Origin of the sequence: Microcoleus sp. Pol12A5 (assembly GCF_036701435.1) — a bacterium.
Taxonomy (GTDB): domain Bacteria; phylum Cyanobacteriota; class Cyanobacteriia; order Cyanobacteriales; family Microcoleaceae; genus Microcoleus.
Genome location: NZ_JAUBQU010000130.1, coordinates 1 through 16,177 on the forward strand (window position 1 = coordinate 1; position 16,177 = coordinate 16,177).

Sequence of the window (16,177 nt, forward strand, 5' to 3'; positions counted from 1 at the left end):
AATCCGCAATTTAGCAAAGAGTACCTCCAAATATTGAGGCAGCAAAGTAAAGTCATAATGCCAGCGATTCCGGCTAATCGATCTTGGAATCATTTAAGTATTTTTCCTTTTTGTTTCATTTTTTAGCGACCGAACTGCTAGATTTTCCCAAATATATTCCAGCCAAAACCACAGAAAAAGCAAACCAATTAAACAAGCTCAAACTTTCCGAAAACAGCACCCAAGCCATAATAGCCGTAATTACGGGTTCTAGCAGCAGGAAAAAAGCTACAAATTCCGAGGACAAACGACCTAGACTGTGGATAAGCAGTCCCTGACCGAAAGCTTGGCAAATCACCGCCAAAGCAATTACAGTCAGCCATCCCTGCCAAGAATAAGGGAAAACTCGATCGCCCGCAAGCACAACGAGTGGCAAAAACAATATACTGCCAATGAAACATCGCCACATCAATATAGTTGTTGCCGGAAACTTGGTTCGCAAATGTTCTGAAATGAGCAGATTTCCTGCATAAAACATCGCCGATAAAAGAGCAGCAATGTCGCCGGCAAGATTGTCTCCCGCAGTTTGCAAATCGTCCATGCCGATCGCAATTGCGCCGGACAACGCCACCGCCAGTCCCACCAAAAATCGGCTGTCAAAGCGCCGCCCCAACAGCAGCCATCCCCCCAAAGTAGTAAATAAAGGAGTTAAGTTTCGCAGTACAGTAGAATTAGCGACATTAGTCTGACTCAGTGACCAGGCCCAGAAACCCACAGAAGCAGAAGAAACCACGCCTACCGCTGTTAACAGCATCACATCCTGCAGAGTGTAGTTCGATCGCTCTTCAACTTGTGCCCCAGACATTCGGCGACGCGCAGCACCCGCAGCATTCCACACCCCAAATACTACAGTTGCTATCCACAAACGGTTAAAAACAGTAGCATTCGGGCTGATTTCCCGTTCGCTCAACCTAATAAAAATCGCAGCCAGCGACACCGCTAGCAGCGCCGCCGACAGCGATGCGATCGCCCAAATTTTCCCTTGACTCTCAGCTAATTCACCGTTCTTTAAACTGTCTGGCTTTCCAGAAACAAGAGTTTTGTCTTCAGTTGTTAAGGCAGAGTTTAACTCTGTTTTTTCCAAAATATTGCGCTGAAGTTCAATATTTGGCTCTGGCAATCCCAGTTTTTTTGACATTATTAAAAGTTCCCATGAAGGCAGAAGGCAGTTGTGTAGGGTGCGTGACCAAATAAAATTTGGGCGACGAATGGAGTGACTCAAAAGTCACGCACTCTACTTACTAGGGCTGCACTAACTATTTTTTATAGTTAACAGCAGCTTAGGTTGAAGGTTTAACAGAAAGCCTTGTCAAAGCCTCTTTTAGTGCCGGTGGCAATTGCCGGATAATCTTGTTCTTGTCGCGATCGACACCAACCAAAGTTACCTGTGCTGTCACATATAACTCCTGAGTATCAGCCGATCGAATTTCGTAATCCCAAAGCAGCCGCACACCCTCGGTAGCAGCGATCCGCGTTCTGACTGCTACAGATTGACCCATTTGTACAGCCCGGTGGTAGCGCAGCGAAAGTTCCACCACGGGCAATTCCAAACCCTGCGCCACCCAGTCTGCATACTCGATGCCGAGAGAGCGCAAACTTTCCACCCTAGCTTCCTCCATCCAAGCAATATAAGTGCCGTGCCAAACCACACCGCTGTAGTCAGTATGGTGAGGATACACTCGCACCAAGTATTCAAACCAGCCCTCAGAGTCAATCCCGCGCCGATTTTGAATAGCACCAGCTGGTGCGAGTTCTGGTTGAGTTCGATCGTTCTCTAACACTTTACAAATCGTTCCAAAACGCTACATTTCTACAAATCATAAGACAAACTTCAGGCTTATGCTTGACAGTAAGAAACTAGAGTACCAACGCCCTAGTTTAACGTCGCACAAGAAAACTCAACTGTTTTTACCGCCAAAACCATGATAGAAAAAATTTTAGTAGCCGTAGCCGGTCGCGGCTTGTGCGAAGAGATGTTTAATATGTTGATGGACATCCCTTCCTTGCAACAAACCTCTGTCACCGTCTTGCACGTCGTGCCGCCGCAAGTAACCTCCGATGGCATGGCCGAGAAGTTGGAAGAAGGAGGCAAGATTTTAGCACAAGCAGTCCAGTCTTTGAAAATAGATCCCAGCAAAGTCAACCCGCGGCTCAAACAGGGAGACCCGAAAACCACCGTTTGCCAAGTCGCAGAAGAAGAACAATCCGACTTAGTAATTATGGGTTCCCGGGGACTCGGACGGCTGCAATCGATTTTGGAAAACTCAGTAAGCCAGTACGTTTTCCAGCTAACATCCCGACCGATGCTGTTAGTCAAAGACGACATTTACGTCAAAAAAATCAAGCGCGTCATGGTAGCGGTAGACAAATCAGAAGCTGCCAAACAGTCATTGCAGCTTGCGCTATCTTTGGTCAAAGAAGTCAGCGGCGGAGAGATAATTTTAGTACACGTCACCAAAGATTTGACGGGAAAAACCAGCGAAGATTTAACAGCAAGTGCTGAAAAAGACCCTGTATTAGCTCCGGCAGTAGCGCTAACCAAACAAATGGGAGTTAGCTACCGCTGCGTGAGTGCTACAGGCAAGCCAGGGGAAGAAATTTGTCGGATTGCAGACGACTTGAATGCCGACTTGTTGGTAATCGGTTCCCCGGATCGGCGACCCAGCGTTGCCAAAAACTTTGTGGATATCGATCGACTCCTAGGAAATTCGCTATCAGACTACGTGCGAGTTTATGCCAACTGTCCGGTCTTGCTAGCCCGCACAGTCGGCTAGGATCTTATTGTTAAGAGTTAGCAGCTAAAACTCAACAGTTAACAAAAAAAGCGCCTCAGCAAAAAGCTGTTGGCGCTTTTTTTTGCAAGCAGCTTGCGCCTGACAGAAATAGCAGCAGTTGCTAATCTTTTCTACCTTGACGGCTAGCTGTTTGAATGTACAGAATGATTAGAAAAACACTGGGAACCAATACAAACAGAATGGTTGCCACAAACCCTAAATCGTTAACTTCCATGAAGACGCTCGCCTCTATCGGAAAATAGAAAAACACACACAACTAGGATATCACTCAAAGGCAAAAGGCAAACTCGAAGACAGAAGAAGAGCTTACCGACAAGCGTCGAAACCCTCTTTCTGGCTGGATGCCTTGCTGCCCAATCTCTTATTTGTCCTAGAAACCAAGTTTCTTTTCCTAGATCGGCAAAATGCGTGATTATACAGTGAAATAGGAAAAAAAAACAAAATTATTGCATTCTGCATTTTTCTTTCCTTCTCTATCTCTAGCATCTCTAGCCTTCTGCCCTCTGAAGTCACGGTTTAGTCTTGACGCTGACCTCGCCATTAACCGTAGCTTGACAAGCCAACCGATAGTTTTCGGGCTTTTTCTTGAGCTTGCGGTTCTCAAAGTCAGTGCGGGGCGACAGATTTTCACTGCCCTCTACAATTTCCACAATGCAGGTGCCGCATTGACCGTAGCCCCCGCAATTCATCATCTTTCCCGAAAATGTGTACAAATCGATGCGGTTTTCTAGAGCTTTGAGCCTCAAATTGGCTCCGTCTGCTGCGATGACTTCCTGATTTTCCTTCACAAACTTGATATTGGCCATTGCCGATCCCTTAACGCAGTTGACATGGAACTCTATTACAAAATATTAACTAATGTGTCGGACGTTTAATACAGGATGTCCAATTGATCTGGTAATTAAAGCTCGCCCCAACTCAATCTCAAGGAGCATCCGAAAGGTTATTAGTCGGAAGATTGCTCACAGCGCGCTGGAGAGACGAAAGACCCAGGTTATAGGTGACAATGGCCGACAATCGGTTTCTCTCAGCCCTAGTCAAATCAGTTTCCGCCTGAATCACATCCGTCTGAGTACCCACACCAGCTTGAAAGCGCAGTCTGGCCAAACGCAGAGCTTCCCTCGACTGCAAAACCCCTGCCTCTGAAGTTTCGATATTCTCAAAACTCGATTCCAAGCCAAAATAAGCTTGTTCCACTTCCCGGCGCACTTGGTTGCGGAGTTGGTCAAATCGACTTTCGGCGATCGTAATATCAGCATCCCGCTGTCTCACCCTCGCGTTCGCCGCGCCCCCGTCGAAGATACTCCAAGTCAGACTCGCCCGGATCGAATAACCATCGGCCCAGCCGCGAGCAGTATACGGATCGGGGTTATCAGGGTCTTGTCCCAGCACGTTGTAACTACCCCCAACACTCAGTTGAGGCAAACGCCCCGCCTGAATCGATCGCCTCTGCTGCTTGCTGATATCCCTCTGCACCAACTGCTGTTCCAACTCGGGGCGATTCTTAAAAGCCTGCACGATACTCTCTTCCAAAGACAGCCTCCAAGACCCCGCTTGCTCTACCGGGTCCGCCGCTGTCAAGTTCGCCGACTGGCTGACATTCAAAATTTCAGCCAGACGCCGCTGGGCAACTCGCTGATCGCGACGGGCTACTGACAGTTGTTGCACTTCGTTAGCCAAATTTGCCTGAGCCTGCAACACAGCAAACCGGGTTCCGACCCCTGCCCGTTCCAGGGCTTCGGCATCCCGCAAACTTTGCTGGGCATTTCTCACCGAAGCTTGGCGGATGGCAACTTGCCCGTCCGCGTTTTGCAAGTTGTAGTAAGCCTCAGCAGTGTCAAAGCGGAGTTCCTCGGCTTGGCGTTCCACATCCAGTTCCCGAAGGCGCAACTGTTCCTCTGCAGCGCGGATGTTAGCGCGCCGTCTTCCGAACAAATCTACGTCATAGCTCAACTGCAAAGTGCTATTAAGACTGTTGCTGCCGAAATTTGTGCCGGCTTGCTCGGCGGGCTGCCCGGTTCGGTTAGCCAGAGCGTTGAGGCGACGCTGCCCAGCCCGGATTCCGAGTTCTCCGCCGGCACTCACAGAACGGCTGGCGTCCATTTGAAAATTCAGGTCTGGATAAAGAGCAGCTTGCTGTTCGCGCAAAGCTGCTCTGCTTTGTTCCACTTGCTGTCCGGCGATTTGCAAAACTTGGCTGTTGCGGCGGGCGAGGTCGATCGCCTGCTGCAAGGTAATTGACTCAGTTTGCTCGATCCTGACATCCTCCGGGCTTGTCGGAAACAGCAGTGGATTAGGGTTGGGTTCCAGGGAAGCCGGAGGCTTGGTGTCTAGGATGCCCCTCGGAGGCACAGGGGGGAAACTTTCGTTGGGAGTGCCCCGGAGAATAGGTACCGGGGAATTGGGCACAGGAATATTGTTGGGAGGGTTCGGAGAAGGCTGCTGAGCGTCTTTCGGTTCCAACCCTCTTAGAAGTGTCGAACCGCCCTGAGACAGAGTAGATGGGGAAGCCTGAGCAGCCTGTTGAGGCTTTGATGCTTGCTCGGGCCCGGTTGGGGGAGTTGATGCGATCTTGGCTCCCCCTGGCTGCTGAGACTTTGAGGTTTGAGGGTTAAGGGCGATCGACTCTTCGGCCTCTGATGCTGATTCTGCCGCTGTGTTCGAGGTCGATCGAACATTCTGCCCTAATTCGAGCTGATTGCTAAGGGCCAAACTGTCCTGAGATTGAGCCGGAGGCTGTGCTGAAGCACTCTGTGCGGCGTTGCTGAAAGTAATTGCAGCGCCTACTCCGACTACGATGATTTGACGAAAAACACGCATAATTTTTTAATTACTCTGCAATCCTAGAGACAATTTTAGAGGAAGATTGAGGTCTCAAGTTTCTAGTCTGTAGCCTGAACTCGACGGTTACAAGTCACAATTACCATACTCATCTTAACTTTTGAATGTTCGATTCAAAATTTAGAATTTAACTTCAGCATTTGCCAGACCGATCGCCGCCGAGATTAGTTCCTCTACTCCGCTCACCGGCAAAATCCGGGTTTTCAGCGAGCTGGCGAGCTGTTCTAGGGTCATGTCGTCTAGAAAACGCGGTTCCCCCTGTTTTAGCATCACCGACGGCAGCAGGATACCATCTCCCAAGTCTCGCCCCTGCAAAGCTTCGAGTAAATCTTGCCCGGTGAGCAAACCCGTAACAGTGATAGTTTGTCCCCAGTAGTGGCTGCACAGTGCTGCCATGTTGACGGACAAGCCGGGAATTTGGTTTAGTTGTTGTACGATCGGCTCAAAAGCTTTTTCGACAGCATTCCCCACCACCCAAACTAACTTTCGCGCAGGCTCGACTTGCATCGGTTGTAGCTTCTCAAAAGCCGTTTCAAACTGCTGGATAAACTGGCGGATAGAACCGACACCGTTACCGATTTGTGGATAATCTTCGTAATCTGCAGCCGACGGCAAATCTAAACCAGCTATTAAAAACCACTCGTCAGCCAGCCAAATGCACCGCGATTTTGAATTATGCTTTTTAGGTTTTCCGCCACCTTTTCCTTGACTCAAAAGCACTTGAATTTTCTGTACTTGTTCGATTACTTCTCGCGCTTTTTCCGCAGTTACTGCGATTAATTCATCTTCTGGAGGGCGAAAGCGAGTTAAACCCACTGGCACGACAGCCACCGATGCTACAGCAGGAATATTTCCGGTATGAAACTTTGCCAAATCTAACAAAGTGCGTTCTAAATGTTCGCCATCATTAATACCGGGACAAACAACTACTTGAGCGTGAATTTGCAAGCGGCGTTCTTGAAACCATTTGATTTGTTCGAGAATCTTCCCAGCGCGGAGATTTTTTAACAGCCTAATTCGCACTTCCGGTTCCGTAGCGTGCACGGAAACATAGAGAGGAGAAAGCCGCATTTGTTCGATTCTGTCCCACTCTTTTTGAGTCAGATTTGTCAGAGTGAGATAGCTACCGTAAAGGAAGCTGAGGCGGTAGTCATCATCTTTAAGATACAGAGTTTCCCGCTTCCCCGGAGGCTGTTGGTCGATAAAGCAAAAAGGGCAGCGATTGTTGCACTGAATTAGTCCATCAAATAGGGCGGTTTCAAATTCCACTCCCAAGTCTTCGTCATAATCTTTTTCTATTTCTAACTTATGGGTTTTGCCTTTACTGTCTAATACTTCTAATTCTAGAAATTCATCGGCGCACAGAAATTGATAGTCAATTAAATCGCGGGGTTTTTGACCGTTGACGGCGACGATTGAGTCTCCTGGTTCAAATCCCATTTCAGCGCAGATGCTGTCGGGGATGACTTTGGTGATTAGGGCGGGTCTGGTTGATAAATCGCTCATATTTATTAGTTATTTGTTATTAGTTTTTGTTATTTATGGGACTCTGTTACACTTGTTTTGAGTTTATAAAACTTAGGCTATTTTATCGCCAACGATGACAGCGATTGGAACCGCATAATAAATCTCCTCGCCTTGGAAATGCGCGCCAATTCCGAGACTGTCAACACCAATATCCTCTCTAAAAATTTCTCTAATTTTCTGGTCATCGCCGGGGTTGGGAAAAGAAGCAGCTAACTGTTGTTCTAGCCCAAGTTCTACCTTGTAAAAAGCCAATTTAACATTTTGAAGATTGGCATCTGCGACTAGTTTTGGAAACTCTTCCAGAGTCAAGGCGCGAGTATGAGAGGGATCGCGCAACTTCTCAATCCGGTCATAAGCATTCACTTTATCCGCTGGCAAAGCAACATCAGCAATCAGGATTCGACCACCTGGACGACATACGCGAACCATCTCTGATAGAACAACATCTGGCTGCAAAAAATGATGGAAAGCGTAACGACTCAGAACAATAGAAAAAGTAGCATCGGGAAATGGTAGTGTTTCAATATCTCCTTGTTGCCAGGACAGATTAATCAAGTTTTTCTGTTGCGCCAGAATCTGGGCTTGTTCGAGCATCGCTGGTGTGATATCAATACCCGTAACGTGACTGGCAACTTCCGCAAAAGCACAGCTAACAATACCTGAACCGCAAGCAACATCTAGAACAGTGTCTTTGTCAGATACACTCGCCATTTCTCTCAGCAGGTACAGAGACTCTTGATTTGTGTGAGCGTACAATTTAGAGAATGGAATTGCTTGACGAGTGAACTGGTCGATGATGGATTCCTGATGTGCGGTCATAATTTAGGATGTGGCTAGCGGAGAATGTTTACAGTTTAACTTGTCTAGGCTGAATTTGGCGATCGGGCAATTTGGCCTTTGTTTTCACCAGGGACTCATTTCCTCTGGCACTTTTTTAATGGTGTTTTGCTGTACCTGTCAGCAAGAAGCCTGCTCTTAAATTGGTCAGAGCCAGTAAGTAAAAAATTAAAACTCAAAGTAATGTATCGCGCATACTCCCTCTCAGGTTCCTACGATCGCATACCACAAACTCACCATCAGGCACAAACTCGCTAAATGCTGTGGAATCAAAGATTTAATCGAGCGCTTGGCAATTTTTTGAGTCACAAATATTGTGACTAATAATGATACAATCAAAGTTAAACCTTGCAAGAAGCTAATCACCGCTGGATCGCCGATAAAACTGGGTAAATCGTCTCTAATTTGTCCGAAAGTGGCAAAAGTTACGGGAATCACTCGACCGCCTTCCTGCAAACCCAATCGCCAATAGTGAGCCAAACTACCGCCCCAGACTAAGGGTAAATAACCGTAGGCGAGAGAGACAAATGAGAGGGGTTTGTAGATTGTAAATGGCATGGTTTCTGCTTGTCCCAATCGATAAATTGCCTGCATGATTGCGTAGGCAATTAGGGGAATCATCGGCGGGATAATTAACACTGCGATCGAGAGTCCTAAATGAGGTAAAAACTGGTCTAAATTAATGCCTAGCCCTAATAAATCATTTATCTCCGGCAAGCGATGCAGATAAATACCGCCTAATAATAGAAATAACAGGGCAACTTCATAACTGTGAGGAACGTGGGTAGTCCATAATTCGATGCCGGGAGGGCGCAGATTTAATTCTACCGATCGATGCGGACAGGCTTTTAAGCAAGTCATGCACAATACGCAATCTTTATTATCGGTTAATTGGGCGGGATGGGAATAAATCGGACAGCCATTAGTAGTTAGTCCTTCCCCCAAGCCGGGGCCGCCTTTGTAACATTGGTAGGTGCTGCATTCCGCCGCGCAGGTTCCTTGTTGGGCGCGCAGTTCGATAATTGAGAGTTTAGCAAATAATCCATTCATTCCCCCAATCGGGCATAAGTAACGACACCAAAATCGCCTCTCGAAGATTAGGGAAAAAATTACCGCTCCGGCGGTGATGAGCAACAACAAACAACTGGACAAATAAGCCGTATTTTCTAAATCCCACAACTCTTCCCACAGAAATATTAGGGTAAATAGTCCAAAGAGAAACCAACCGCCCCATTTTTCGGCTTGTTGGCGCGGCCATTTATTGAGAGTTCGAGGAAAAATTTTAAGAGATAGTTTTTGGACGATTTCCCCATAAATCATAAAAGGGCAAAAAGCACACCACAATCGCCCGATGATGGGGAATAATAATAAAATTAACGGCCACCACCACGCCCAAAAGATATTTAGCGCAAAATTATGTTGTCGATCTTGGGGAGCAACAAACAGGATAATTACCACCAATGCAAACACCCAGGTGGTAAACCAATAATTCACGCGATCGGGATACCAATCGCTCCGTAAAAATTGCCGAAATCTGGGATAAATATTTAATAAATTCAGCCGAAACTTTTGTTTCTTTGCTGCCTGGGCCCAAAACACTTCTTCCGTTAATACCTGACTCCCCTGTGCTTGAACTAAAGCGCGCTCGACCATTCCCTGCAATTCCTGCAAATTCCCTGGAAAATCGTAGGCTTGTAAGCGGCGAATTGCTTCCGGTGTAACTTGGGGCTTGACTAATTTCTTTTTGCGACAAATGAGGTTGAGATAATAGTTAACCTGTGCTTCTAAATCTGATTTTCGCACCCGCAATGATGGAACTTTAATCTTGTGTTGTGTCAGCTTATCTAGCTTGGGCTGCACAATTTCTGAGATTAAAATTATCCGGGCCTTACTAAAACGCGGTGGTCGCGGTATTTGTCCTTCCTTGACAACTGGCGTATAGGTTCCCTCGGTTAACAATTGCTGAATTTGGGGGCATAATTGAGCGGGTAATTCTTGCACGTCATTTAAAATTAACGTCCCTTCTCCCAACCATTCCAACAGCCCCGGTTTGCCGCCCAACCGCCCGAATAATTCCGCTCCATTGCTCTGAAGTAAAGCACTTTTAATCTGAATAATTGGCTCGTTGCGGCGATGGGAACCGAAATGAATTAAAGCAGCTAAATTATCCTTTTCTAAACCAGGTTCGCCAGAGATTAATACCGATCGGCTGTCACTCGATGCCGTGCGAATTTGTTGGCGCAGTTTCACTGCATAACGACTATTGCCAATAACTCCCCGTCTCGCCCTAGGTACTAGATAGCTGCGGAGGGCATTTTGACGCTCTCGTTCGTAGGCAATTTCTGCTTCTAGCTGCTCTAATTTCGCCGCCAAACGTTGAGCGTAGGCTTCGGCGATCCGTGGATATCTTTCTAGCAAACCACGCCAGCGATCGGCACTAATTACCCAAAATTGACATTCTGTCCGAGTTATAATTCGACTATCTGCAGGTTGCGATCGCTGGAGGGCAGATAAATTCACGATCGCCCCCGGCAACAAACTACTGGCCCACATTAATCCCGGTTGTTTGCGGCGGTAGCGATCGGCTTGTCCCCGTTCTAAAATATAGAGATTAGTGACAGGCGTATCTTCAATTACCACTCGAAATCCGGCGGGAAAAGTTGCCATTTCCATTTCACCCGCGATCGCCTGTAAAATCTCGCGGGATAATATGCCTAATTCCGTCCTCTCTTCGAGCCAGTTAACTAATGTTTCGGTAGACATCGCTTAGCGTCGGCGAAAGCCGAATCGTGATAGTGGGTGTAGCATATAACAGATTCCAAGTTTATGAAGCACACTCCACAAACCCGGTTTCTTTGTACCAATAGCTGAAAACTGCTATATATTATAGTGCCAGAACTCCTCATCATAATTCTAAGTTAACTTCAGCCATTGTTGAGTTCCATCAACGAGAGTTTGTCGTTTGAGTAAAGCCACTTTTCAAAATTCACTTTACAGCGTCCCCACTCCTTGTCTGTCATTGCAAACCAATCAGTATCCCTATTTCTGCCACGAACAATCATATGTTGTCGGAAACGCCCTTCATAGAGAAATCCCATTCTGGCGGCCGTAGTTCGGCTAGCATGATTAAGTGCATCGCATTTCCACTCAACTCTACGGTATGAATGGCCGTCAAAAAGATGCTGAAGTAATAAAAACTGTGACTCTGTATTAACTTTACTTTTATGTACAGCAGGGCTAAACCACACATGACCGATTTCTGCTCGACTGTGATTGGGGACGATCGCTAGTAATGCGACAATTCCCACTTGAGTATTACTGGAGTTTTCAAAGACTGTCCAAGTCAAAGGATCGGACTTACCAATCATTTCTCTTTCCATCCAGTATTGCATGGCAGAGGGACTTTCAAACGGACCGTAGAACAGATAATTCCACACAGCTTGCTTTTCAGGAGTGCCATGCGAGATCGAATAGAGTTCACCTACATCTCTTGTTGCAACGAGGGGCTTCAGCGTGACAAATTGACCCTTGAGTTGGATATATTCTGGTGGTTGCCAATTCTGTTGCTGCATAATTTTTTATCGTCGATCTACAGCATTTCTTAGCAAGAATTTACTGCTCGATTATAGATTACAATGAAACTGTCTAACGGCAAAGGTTAGTAGCTGCAGATAACCTTTGCATGACTTCCGCAAGTAGAATTAACTTTCAAACTGCCAGTAGACAGGTTGCCACTCAAATCCACCCCTATCGCGCGCGGAAATGTCGGATACCCAAAATGATAGGCAAATATTAACGTGCGATCGCTGGCAATTTTTTCCTGTACAGCTTGGCGGGTAGTTGCAGCCATCTCTCGATCCGCATCACAACTTAGCTTCTAGTGTGGCTTCCATAAATTAATCGTATTAAGGTGAACCGTAACTGAGTCATTAAGTTGATTATATCAGTTCACCATCTTTAATTTTGGTCTCATTTTCAATATACTCAAAAAATTGCGAAATCTGTTCAGTATATCTGATGTGAGCAACACTTTTGCTACTTCGCGCCCGATCGATATATTCGCGATATCATTGGAGTCAAATATTTGTGAGACAACCAAAGCACGCAGTAACCGATCGTCGAACCCTTGAATATTGGACTATTTTCTGGCCAGCCTTCGGGCGAATTAAAGTAACCCGAGATCATTCGTTTAGTCATCAACCAGAAATGCACGTATAGCGGTAGATCTACATAAACCAGAGTATCCGCCTCATCAAGTCGCAGCCAGACGGTTTCCATGCAGCCAAACCCGTCAATAATCTATCTGTCAGTCTGCAAAATTTCCTGATGGGCGTGCTTGTAGTCTTCCTGTGACACCTCAACGCCGCCCGATCGATATTTAATCTTGTCCAAGACGTAAAGCGGCAACCCAGTGATGTCCGATAATCTCTTGCTGAGAGTTGATTTACCGCCTCCAGCGTTGCCAAATACTGCTACTTTTTTCACAGCCACTCTCCTTTTAGCGTTACCGAAATTAATAGCATACAAGCCCCATTCTTAGCTTGACGGCTTTTCTATACTACAATAATTACTTCCGTTGACAGTTGACAGTTGATAGCGACCTGTACCTGGAAGGAAGAGGATTGGAGTAATGAATAGTTTTATTTTAATTTCTCCCGATCGCGGAGAGGCTTTAAACCAATTCTTTCTGGTAATTTTTTTCCACGTCAATGATAGTTTTAGAGTTTAAGGCTAAGGCAAAAACAACTCTATACGCTGCAGACGAAGCGATTAAAACCGCTCAGTTTGTCCGCCACAAATGTGTCCGTTTTTGGATGGGCAACCGAGGTGTGGAACTAAAAGATATGTATCGTCACAATACAGCTTTGAAAGCCGAATATCCCTTTGTCAAAGCCTTAAACTCTCATGCTTCTCAAGTGGCAGATCTGAGGGCATATATAGGGCAAAAAAGTGTGAGTAAGGTGCTAGGGCGAGCGATTGCTTTCTTACTTATTACCGATTACCCATTACCGGACATACTTCACTGCCCTTGAGAAGGGCGATAATTAGGTTCAAGTTAGTCGTGTTTTAGATATTTCTCAGCCCCCCACCTGCGATCGCTGTTAAAATGGCCACACCAAATGCCAGCCGATACCACACAAACACCCAGGTGTTTTGAGTTTGCAGGAACTTGAGCAGCCACGCGATCGACAAATAAGAAAACACAAATGCCGAAATTGTTCCCACTATCAAAGCTGCAACTCCAGCATCGCTGATTCCTTCTCCTAAAGCACCCTTCAATTCCACTAATCCAGCCAGAGTAATTGCGGGAATTCCCAATAAAAAAGAAAATCGCGCGGCGGCGGATCTTTCCAATCCCATGAACAATCCTGCTGTGAGAGTGGAACCCGATCGCGAACACCCCGGAATCAAAGCTATTGCTTGAGCTAATCCCATAAAAATGCCGTCTAAGACAGTTAACTTTTCATAAGTGCGATTGCGCTTGCCAGTTTTTTCTGCTATTGCTAACAGCAGCGACATGACGATCGAAGCAATGGCGATGCTGGCCAAACTCCTGAGCGGCGAGTGATCGAAATCTGGAAGCAATGCCTTGATTAGCAGCCCAAAAAAGAGTATGGGTATTGTTCCCAAAACAATTCCCAGGGCTATTTGAAACTCTTGGGATTTGTAGTCCCGCTGCATCACGGCATCTACAGCACCCAAAGTTATAGTTGTCAAGTCTTTCCAGAAATACCAAAGCACTGCCACAATGCTGCCCAACTGAATGACAGCAGTATAAGCAACCCCCGGATCGCCCCATCCTAGGGCGATCGGCACTACCTTTAAATGAGCGGTGCTGCTGATGGGCAAAAACTCGGTTAATCCTTGTACAATTCCTAAAACAATCGCTTGCAACAGATTGATTTGAGCGGGTCCGGAAACATCAGCAGCGGGCGTTTGGGCGAGGAGTGTATCAAGCAAAGCTATCATTAGTGATAAGTTCCCAGTTGTCAGTTTCTAATTATCAATTGGATTTAACATCTTGCATCATTCTCAGAAGCTAGAAGCTCAGCGTGCAACAAATAAATTTTATTGTGGCGCAGACACTTTCAGCCCACTCCTGAAAAGCCGATCGCAAATAGTTTTCTTGGATCAGTAGAATCACCGTGTCGAGCGCTACAACAAGCAAATTATCATACTCTATCCGAAACTACGTTAACCTACTCAGGAACATTTGCATACAGTTGCTGATACAATTAGGAAAGTTTTTGCATTTGATTTCGCTTTCCTTACAGCAACTGCCAACAACCTATGATATTTCCTGAGAACAAAAATTCACTTATTACTCCTGCTTCTGGCCTGGGCTTGCTGAAGCGAATCTTGTCAGCCTGTCTTTTAACAGTGGCGATCGCACTTAGCTTGATACTGCTAACCGGCACGCCACCAGCCTTCGCAACTCTCACAGACGATCGCTTCGACGGCACTATTTATGCCCTCTACGCCGGTAACGGTTCCCTAGTTCCTCCTAAAGTCAAGCTTGCAGATTCTTTCAAACGCCATAAACCCGTATTATTAGTGTTTTACACTGACGACAGCAGCGACTCCAAGCAATATGCGATCGTCGTCTCTCAACTTCAGGAATTTTACGGTCGCGAAGCCGATTTTATGCCGATAACAGTTGACTCTTTGCCTCCCCAACCGTCACCGGAACTCACCGAACCGAGCCATTATTACGAAGGTTTCGTACCTCAAACTCTCATCCTCGACCAATCGGGAAAAGTAGTTTTTAATGAGAAAGGACAAATACCTTTTGAACAGGTGGATGATGCTTTTCGGAAAGTATTTGATTTGCTGCCCCGTGAAAAATCAATCCCGCTAAAACGCCGCGTTGTCAACGAACTTAATGTCGAATTATCGAAGTAAAATGTTGCAATAAGTAAGCTAATTCTAACAAACGAAATAGTCGCGAGACCCGACTTATTGAACAAGTCAGGTCTCGATTAGCTCTCCAACCAATTCACTATCAAAAATGAAGTCAGGAATCAAAATATTATTAATCGCGGTTGTGACGGTATTTTTAGTTTTAGAAACTGCCGGAGTTGGGCGATCGATAATTAGCGCTTTTCCTGACAGCAGTTCCCGCAAACCTTTAGCTTTAAATCAATATACAGGCGTCGCCTATCTCGATTCGGCTTCCTGTACTGGTTCGCTGCTAACAGGAGGGTTTTACGTTCTCACGGCGGCCCACTGTCTGAATGAAGGCGGAGTTAAGGTTCCTGCTGAAACGGCAATTAAAGCAATTTTTAAATTGCCTAGGGGTGAAGTTAGCATCCCCGTTAGCAAATATTATATCCATCCGGACTGGACTGGTTACGAATCGGAAGTTGGCAACGATATTGCTATTTTAAAGCTGAAAAGGATGGCGCCGCCAAGGATAGAACAGTACGAGATAAATAGAAACAAAAATGAAGTGGGTAAAGTATTGACAAAAGTTGGATACGGGTATATAGGTTTAGGTGCAAAGGGACAAGATGAAAATTCTAATTCTGAGGCGAAAAGATATAGCGGACAGAATCGCTATGATGCTTTAATTGATGTTTTGAAAGATGCTACAGAATCAGATATGTCGGAATTGGTTTTGGGAAGTCAATTAATCTTTGATTTTGACGCGGGAACTAGCGAACATGATGCTTTGGGGAGGCATTTTCCGAGGTTGCGCGATCGCGGTTTGGGGACAAATGAGATAGCTACGGCTAGCGGAGATTCCGGCGGGCCTTCGTTTGTTGACGGGAAGATTGCGGGGATTAGTTCTTGGGGTTATAGCGATCGAGGATTTTTCAAAACAAACATCAGCGATATTGATAAAATTGACGATAATGGCAGTTTTGGGGAAATTTCCGGCGACACGCGGGTATCATTTTATGCAAGTTGGATCGATCGGGTGACAAAAAATCCTTGATAGGGTTTGGGGTTAATTGTGGCTGAGTTTTGAGGATATTAAGAGGACTAGGCATCAAAATCAAAGAAGGCGGGTTTTTTGCTGTTTGTGGGGGTTCGGAAGTATGCTCGCAAAACAACCGGCTTTCTGAGCGCGATCGTTGATCTTCCCATCCCGCTTCTGTTTCAAGCCTTAAATAGGGATTTAGGCATTTTCCGGC

At 46.1% G+C, this 16,177-nt stretch carries 17 protein-coding genes; 4 read left to right on the forward strand and 13 right to left on the reverse strand.

The features are described from left to right. Positions 1 to 115 precede the first annotated feature (115 nt). Both QUA45_RS24005 and QUA45_RS24010 read right to left on the reverse strand, forming a co-directional pair. Complete coding sequence (locus QUA45_RS24005; RefSeq protein WP_333099949.1) at positions 116 to 1,177, reverse strand: DMT family transporter; 1,062 nt, start codon at positions 1,175 to 1,177, stop codon at positions 116 to 118. Between the two features lie 142 nt (positions 1,178 to 1,319). Beyond that, complete coding sequence (locus tag QUA45_RS24010; RefSeq protein WP_333099950.1) at positions 1,320 to 1,820, reverse strand: thioesterase family protein; 501 nt, start codon at positions 1,818 to 1,820, stop codon at positions 1,320 to 1,322. 141 nt (positions 1,821 to 1,961) lie between these two features. On the opposite strand from QUA45_RS24010, the gene QUA45_RS24015 reads away from it, so the two are divergent. Next, a complete protein-coding gene (locus QUA45_RS24015) occupies positions 1,962 to 2,813 on the forward strand; it encodes a universal stress protein (RefSeq protein ID WP_333099951.1) in 852 nt (283 codons plus the stop codon). A gap of 121 nt (positions 2,814 to 2,934) precedes the next feature. On the opposite strand, the gene psbM is transcribed toward QUA45_RS24015, so the two are convergent. The 10 genes from psbM to QUA45_RS24065 all read right to left on the reverse strand — a co-directional run bounded on the left by psbM (position 2,935) and on the right by QUA45_RS24065 (position 12,524). After that, entirely contained in the window at positions 2,935 to 3,048 is a 114-nt protein-coding gene (psbM, locus tag QUA45_RS24020; RefSeq protein ID WP_015177760.1) for a photosystem II reaction center protein PsbM, read from the reverse strand. A 295-nt stretch (positions 3,049 to 3,343) separates the two neighbouring features. Beyond that, positions 3,344 to 3,640: a 2Fe-2S iron-sulfur cluster-binding protein gene (locus QUA45_RS24025; RefSeq protein WP_333099952.1), complete on the reverse strand. Its 297-nt coding sequence runs from the start codon at positions 3,638 to 3,640 to the stop codon at positions 3,344 to 3,346. A 118-nt stretch (positions 3,641 to 3,758) separates the two neighbouring features. Further along, positions 3,759 to 5,654, reverse strand: a complete 1,896-nt coding sequence (locus tag QUA45_RS24030; protein ID WP_333222293.1) for a TolC family protein — start codon at positions 5,652 to 5,654, stop codon at positions 3,759 to 3,761. Between the two features lie 141 nt (positions 5,655 to 5,795). Further along, complete coding sequence (locus tag QUA45_RS24035) at positions 5,796 to 7,181, reverse strand: TIGR03279 family radical SAM protein (protein WP_333099955.1); 1,386 nt, start codon at positions 7,179 to 7,181, stop codon at positions 5,796 to 5,798. 72 nt (positions 7,182 to 7,253) lie between these two features. After that, on the reverse strand, positions 7,254 to 8,021 hold the full coding sequence (locus QUA45_RS24040; protein ID WP_333099956.1) for a methyltransferase domain-containing protein: 768 nt from the start codon (positions 8,019 to 8,021) through the stop codon (positions 7,254 to 7,256). Between the two features lie 222 nt (positions 8,022 to 8,243). Continuing rightward, positions 8,244 to 10,802 carry a sigma 54-interacting transcriptional regulator gene (locus QUA45_RS24045; RefSeq protein WP_333222294.1) on the reverse strand — a complete coding sequence of 853 codons (2,559 nt, stop codon included), beginning with the start codon at positions 10,800 to 10,802 and terminating at the stop codon, positions 8,244 to 8,246. A 161-nt stretch (positions 10,803 to 10,963) separates the two neighbouring features. Beyond that, on the reverse strand, positions 10,964 to 11,611 hold the full coding sequence (locus QUA45_RS24050) for a GNAT family protein (RefSeq protein ID WP_333099958.1): 648 nt from the start codon (positions 11,609 to 11,611) through the stop codon (positions 10,964 to 10,966). 86 nt (positions 11,612 to 11,697) lie between these two features. Next, positions 11,698 to 11,889, reverse strand: coding sequence for a hypothetical protein (locus QUA45_RS24055; RefSeq protein WP_333222295.1), 192 nt, complete (start codon positions 11,887 to 11,889; stop codon positions 11,698 to 11,700). Between the two features lie 185 nt (positions 11,890 to 12,074). Beyond that, positions 12,075 to 12,317 carry a hypothetical protein gene (locus tag QUA45_RS24060; RefSeq protein WP_333222296.1) on the reverse strand — a complete coding sequence of 81 codons (243 nt, stop codon included), beginning with the start codon at positions 12,315 to 12,317 and terminating at the stop codon, positions 12,075 to 12,077. Between the two features lie 21 nt (positions 12,318 to 12,338). Next, positions 12,339 to 12,524: a hypothetical protein gene (locus QUA45_RS24065; RefSeq protein WP_333099962.1), complete on the reverse strand. Its 186-nt coding sequence runs from the start codon at positions 12,522 to 12,524 to the stop codon at positions 12,339 to 12,341. A 224-nt stretch (positions 12,525 to 12,748) separates the two neighbouring features. Here QUA45_RS24065 and QUA45_RS24070 point away from each other — a divergent pair, with 224 nt between their 5' ends. Next, complete coding sequence (locus QUA45_RS24070) at positions 12,749 to 13,072, forward strand: hypothetical protein (RefSeq protein ID WP_333222297.1); 324 nt, start codon at positions 12,749 to 12,751, stop codon at positions 13,070 to 13,072. A 34-nt stretch (positions 13,073 to 13,106) separates the two neighbouring features. On the opposite strand, the gene QUA45_RS24075 is transcribed toward QUA45_RS24070, so the two are convergent. After that, entirely contained in the window at positions 13,107 to 14,009 is a 903-nt protein-coding gene (locus tag QUA45_RS24075) for an undecaprenyl-diphosphate phosphatase (protein WP_333099965.1), read from the reverse strand. 321 nt (positions 14,010 to 14,330) lie between these two features. On the opposite strand from QUA45_RS24075, the gene QUA45_RS24080 reads away from it, so the two are divergent. Next, positions 14,331 to 14,942, forward strand: a complete 612-nt coding sequence (locus QUA45_RS24080) for a thylakoid membrane photosystem I accumulation factor (RefSeq protein WP_333222298.1) — start codon at positions 14,331 to 14,333, stop codon at positions 14,940 to 14,942. Between the two features lie 106 nt (positions 14,943 to 15,048). Continuing rightward, positions 15,049 to 15,978, forward strand: coding sequence for a S1 family peptidase (locus QUA45_RS24085; protein ID WP_333099966.1), 930 nt, complete (start codon positions 15,049 to 15,051; stop codon positions 15,976 to 15,978). The last annotated feature ends 199 nt before the right edge of the window (positions 15,979 to 16,177 follow it).

Excerpts from the sequence above, each read along its gene's own strand:
- QUA45_RS24005 (WP_333099949.1), bottom strand. The coding sequence starts at position 1,177 with ATGTCAAAAAAACTGGGATTGCCAGAGCCAAATATTGAACTTCAGCGC.
- QUA45_RS24015 (WP_333099951.1), top strand. The coding sequence starts at position 1,962 with ATGATAGAAAAAATTTTAGTAGCCGTAGCCGGTCGCGGCTTGTGCGAA.
- psbM (WP_015177760.1), bottom strand. The coding sequence starts at position 3,048 with ATGGAAGTTAACGATTTAGGGTTTGTGGCAACCATTCTGTTTGTATTG.
- QUA45_RS24025 (WP_333099952.1), bottom strand. The coding sequence starts at position 3,640 with ATGGCCAATATCAAGTTTGTGAAGGAAAATCAGGAAGTCATCGCAGCA.
- QUA45_RS24030 (WP_333222293.1), bottom strand. The coding sequence starts at position 5,654 with ATGCGTGTTTTTCGTCAAATCATCGTAGTCGGAGTAGGCGCTGCAATT.
- QUA45_RS24035 (WP_333099955.1), bottom strand. The coding sequence starts at position 7,181 with ATGAGCGATTTATCAACCAGACCCGCCCTAATCACCAAAGTCATCCCC.
- QUA45_RS24040 (WP_333099956.1), bottom strand. The coding sequence starts at position 8,021 with ATGACCGCACATCAGGAATCCATCATCGACCAGTTCACTCGTCAAGCA.
- QUA45_RS24045 (WP_333222294.1), bottom strand. The coding sequence starts at position 10,802 with ATGTCTACCGAAACATTAGTTAACTGGCTCGAAGAGAGGACGGAATTA.
- QUA45_RS24050 (WP_333099958.1), bottom strand. The coding sequence starts at position 11,611 with ATGCAGCAACAGAATTGGCAACCACCAGAATATATCCAACTCAAGGGT.
- QUA45_RS24055 (WP_333222295.1), bottom strand. The coding sequence starts at position 11,889 with ATGGCTGCAACTACCCGCCAAGCTGTACAGGAAAAAATTGCCAGCGAT.
- QUA45_RS24060 (WP_333222296.1), bottom strand. The coding sequence starts at position 12,317 with ATGGAAACCGTCTGGCTGCGACTTGATGAGGCGGATACTCTGGTTTAT.
- QUA45_RS24070 (WP_333222297.1), top strand. The coding sequence starts at position 12,749 with ATGATAGTTTTAGAGTTTAAGGCTAAGGCAAAAACAACTCTATACGCT.
- QUA45_RS24075 (WP_333099965.1), bottom strand. The coding sequence starts at position 14,009 with ATGATAGCTTTGCTTGATACACTCCTCGCCCAAACGCCCGCTGCTGAT.
- QUA45_RS24080 (WP_333222298.1), top strand. The coding sequence starts at position 14,331 with ATGATATTTCCTGAGAACAAAAATTCACTTATTACTCCTGCTTCTGGC.
- QUA45_RS24085 (WP_333099966.1), top strand. The coding sequence starts at position 15,049 with ATGAAGTCAGGAATCAAAATATTATTAATCGCGGTTGTGACGGTATTT.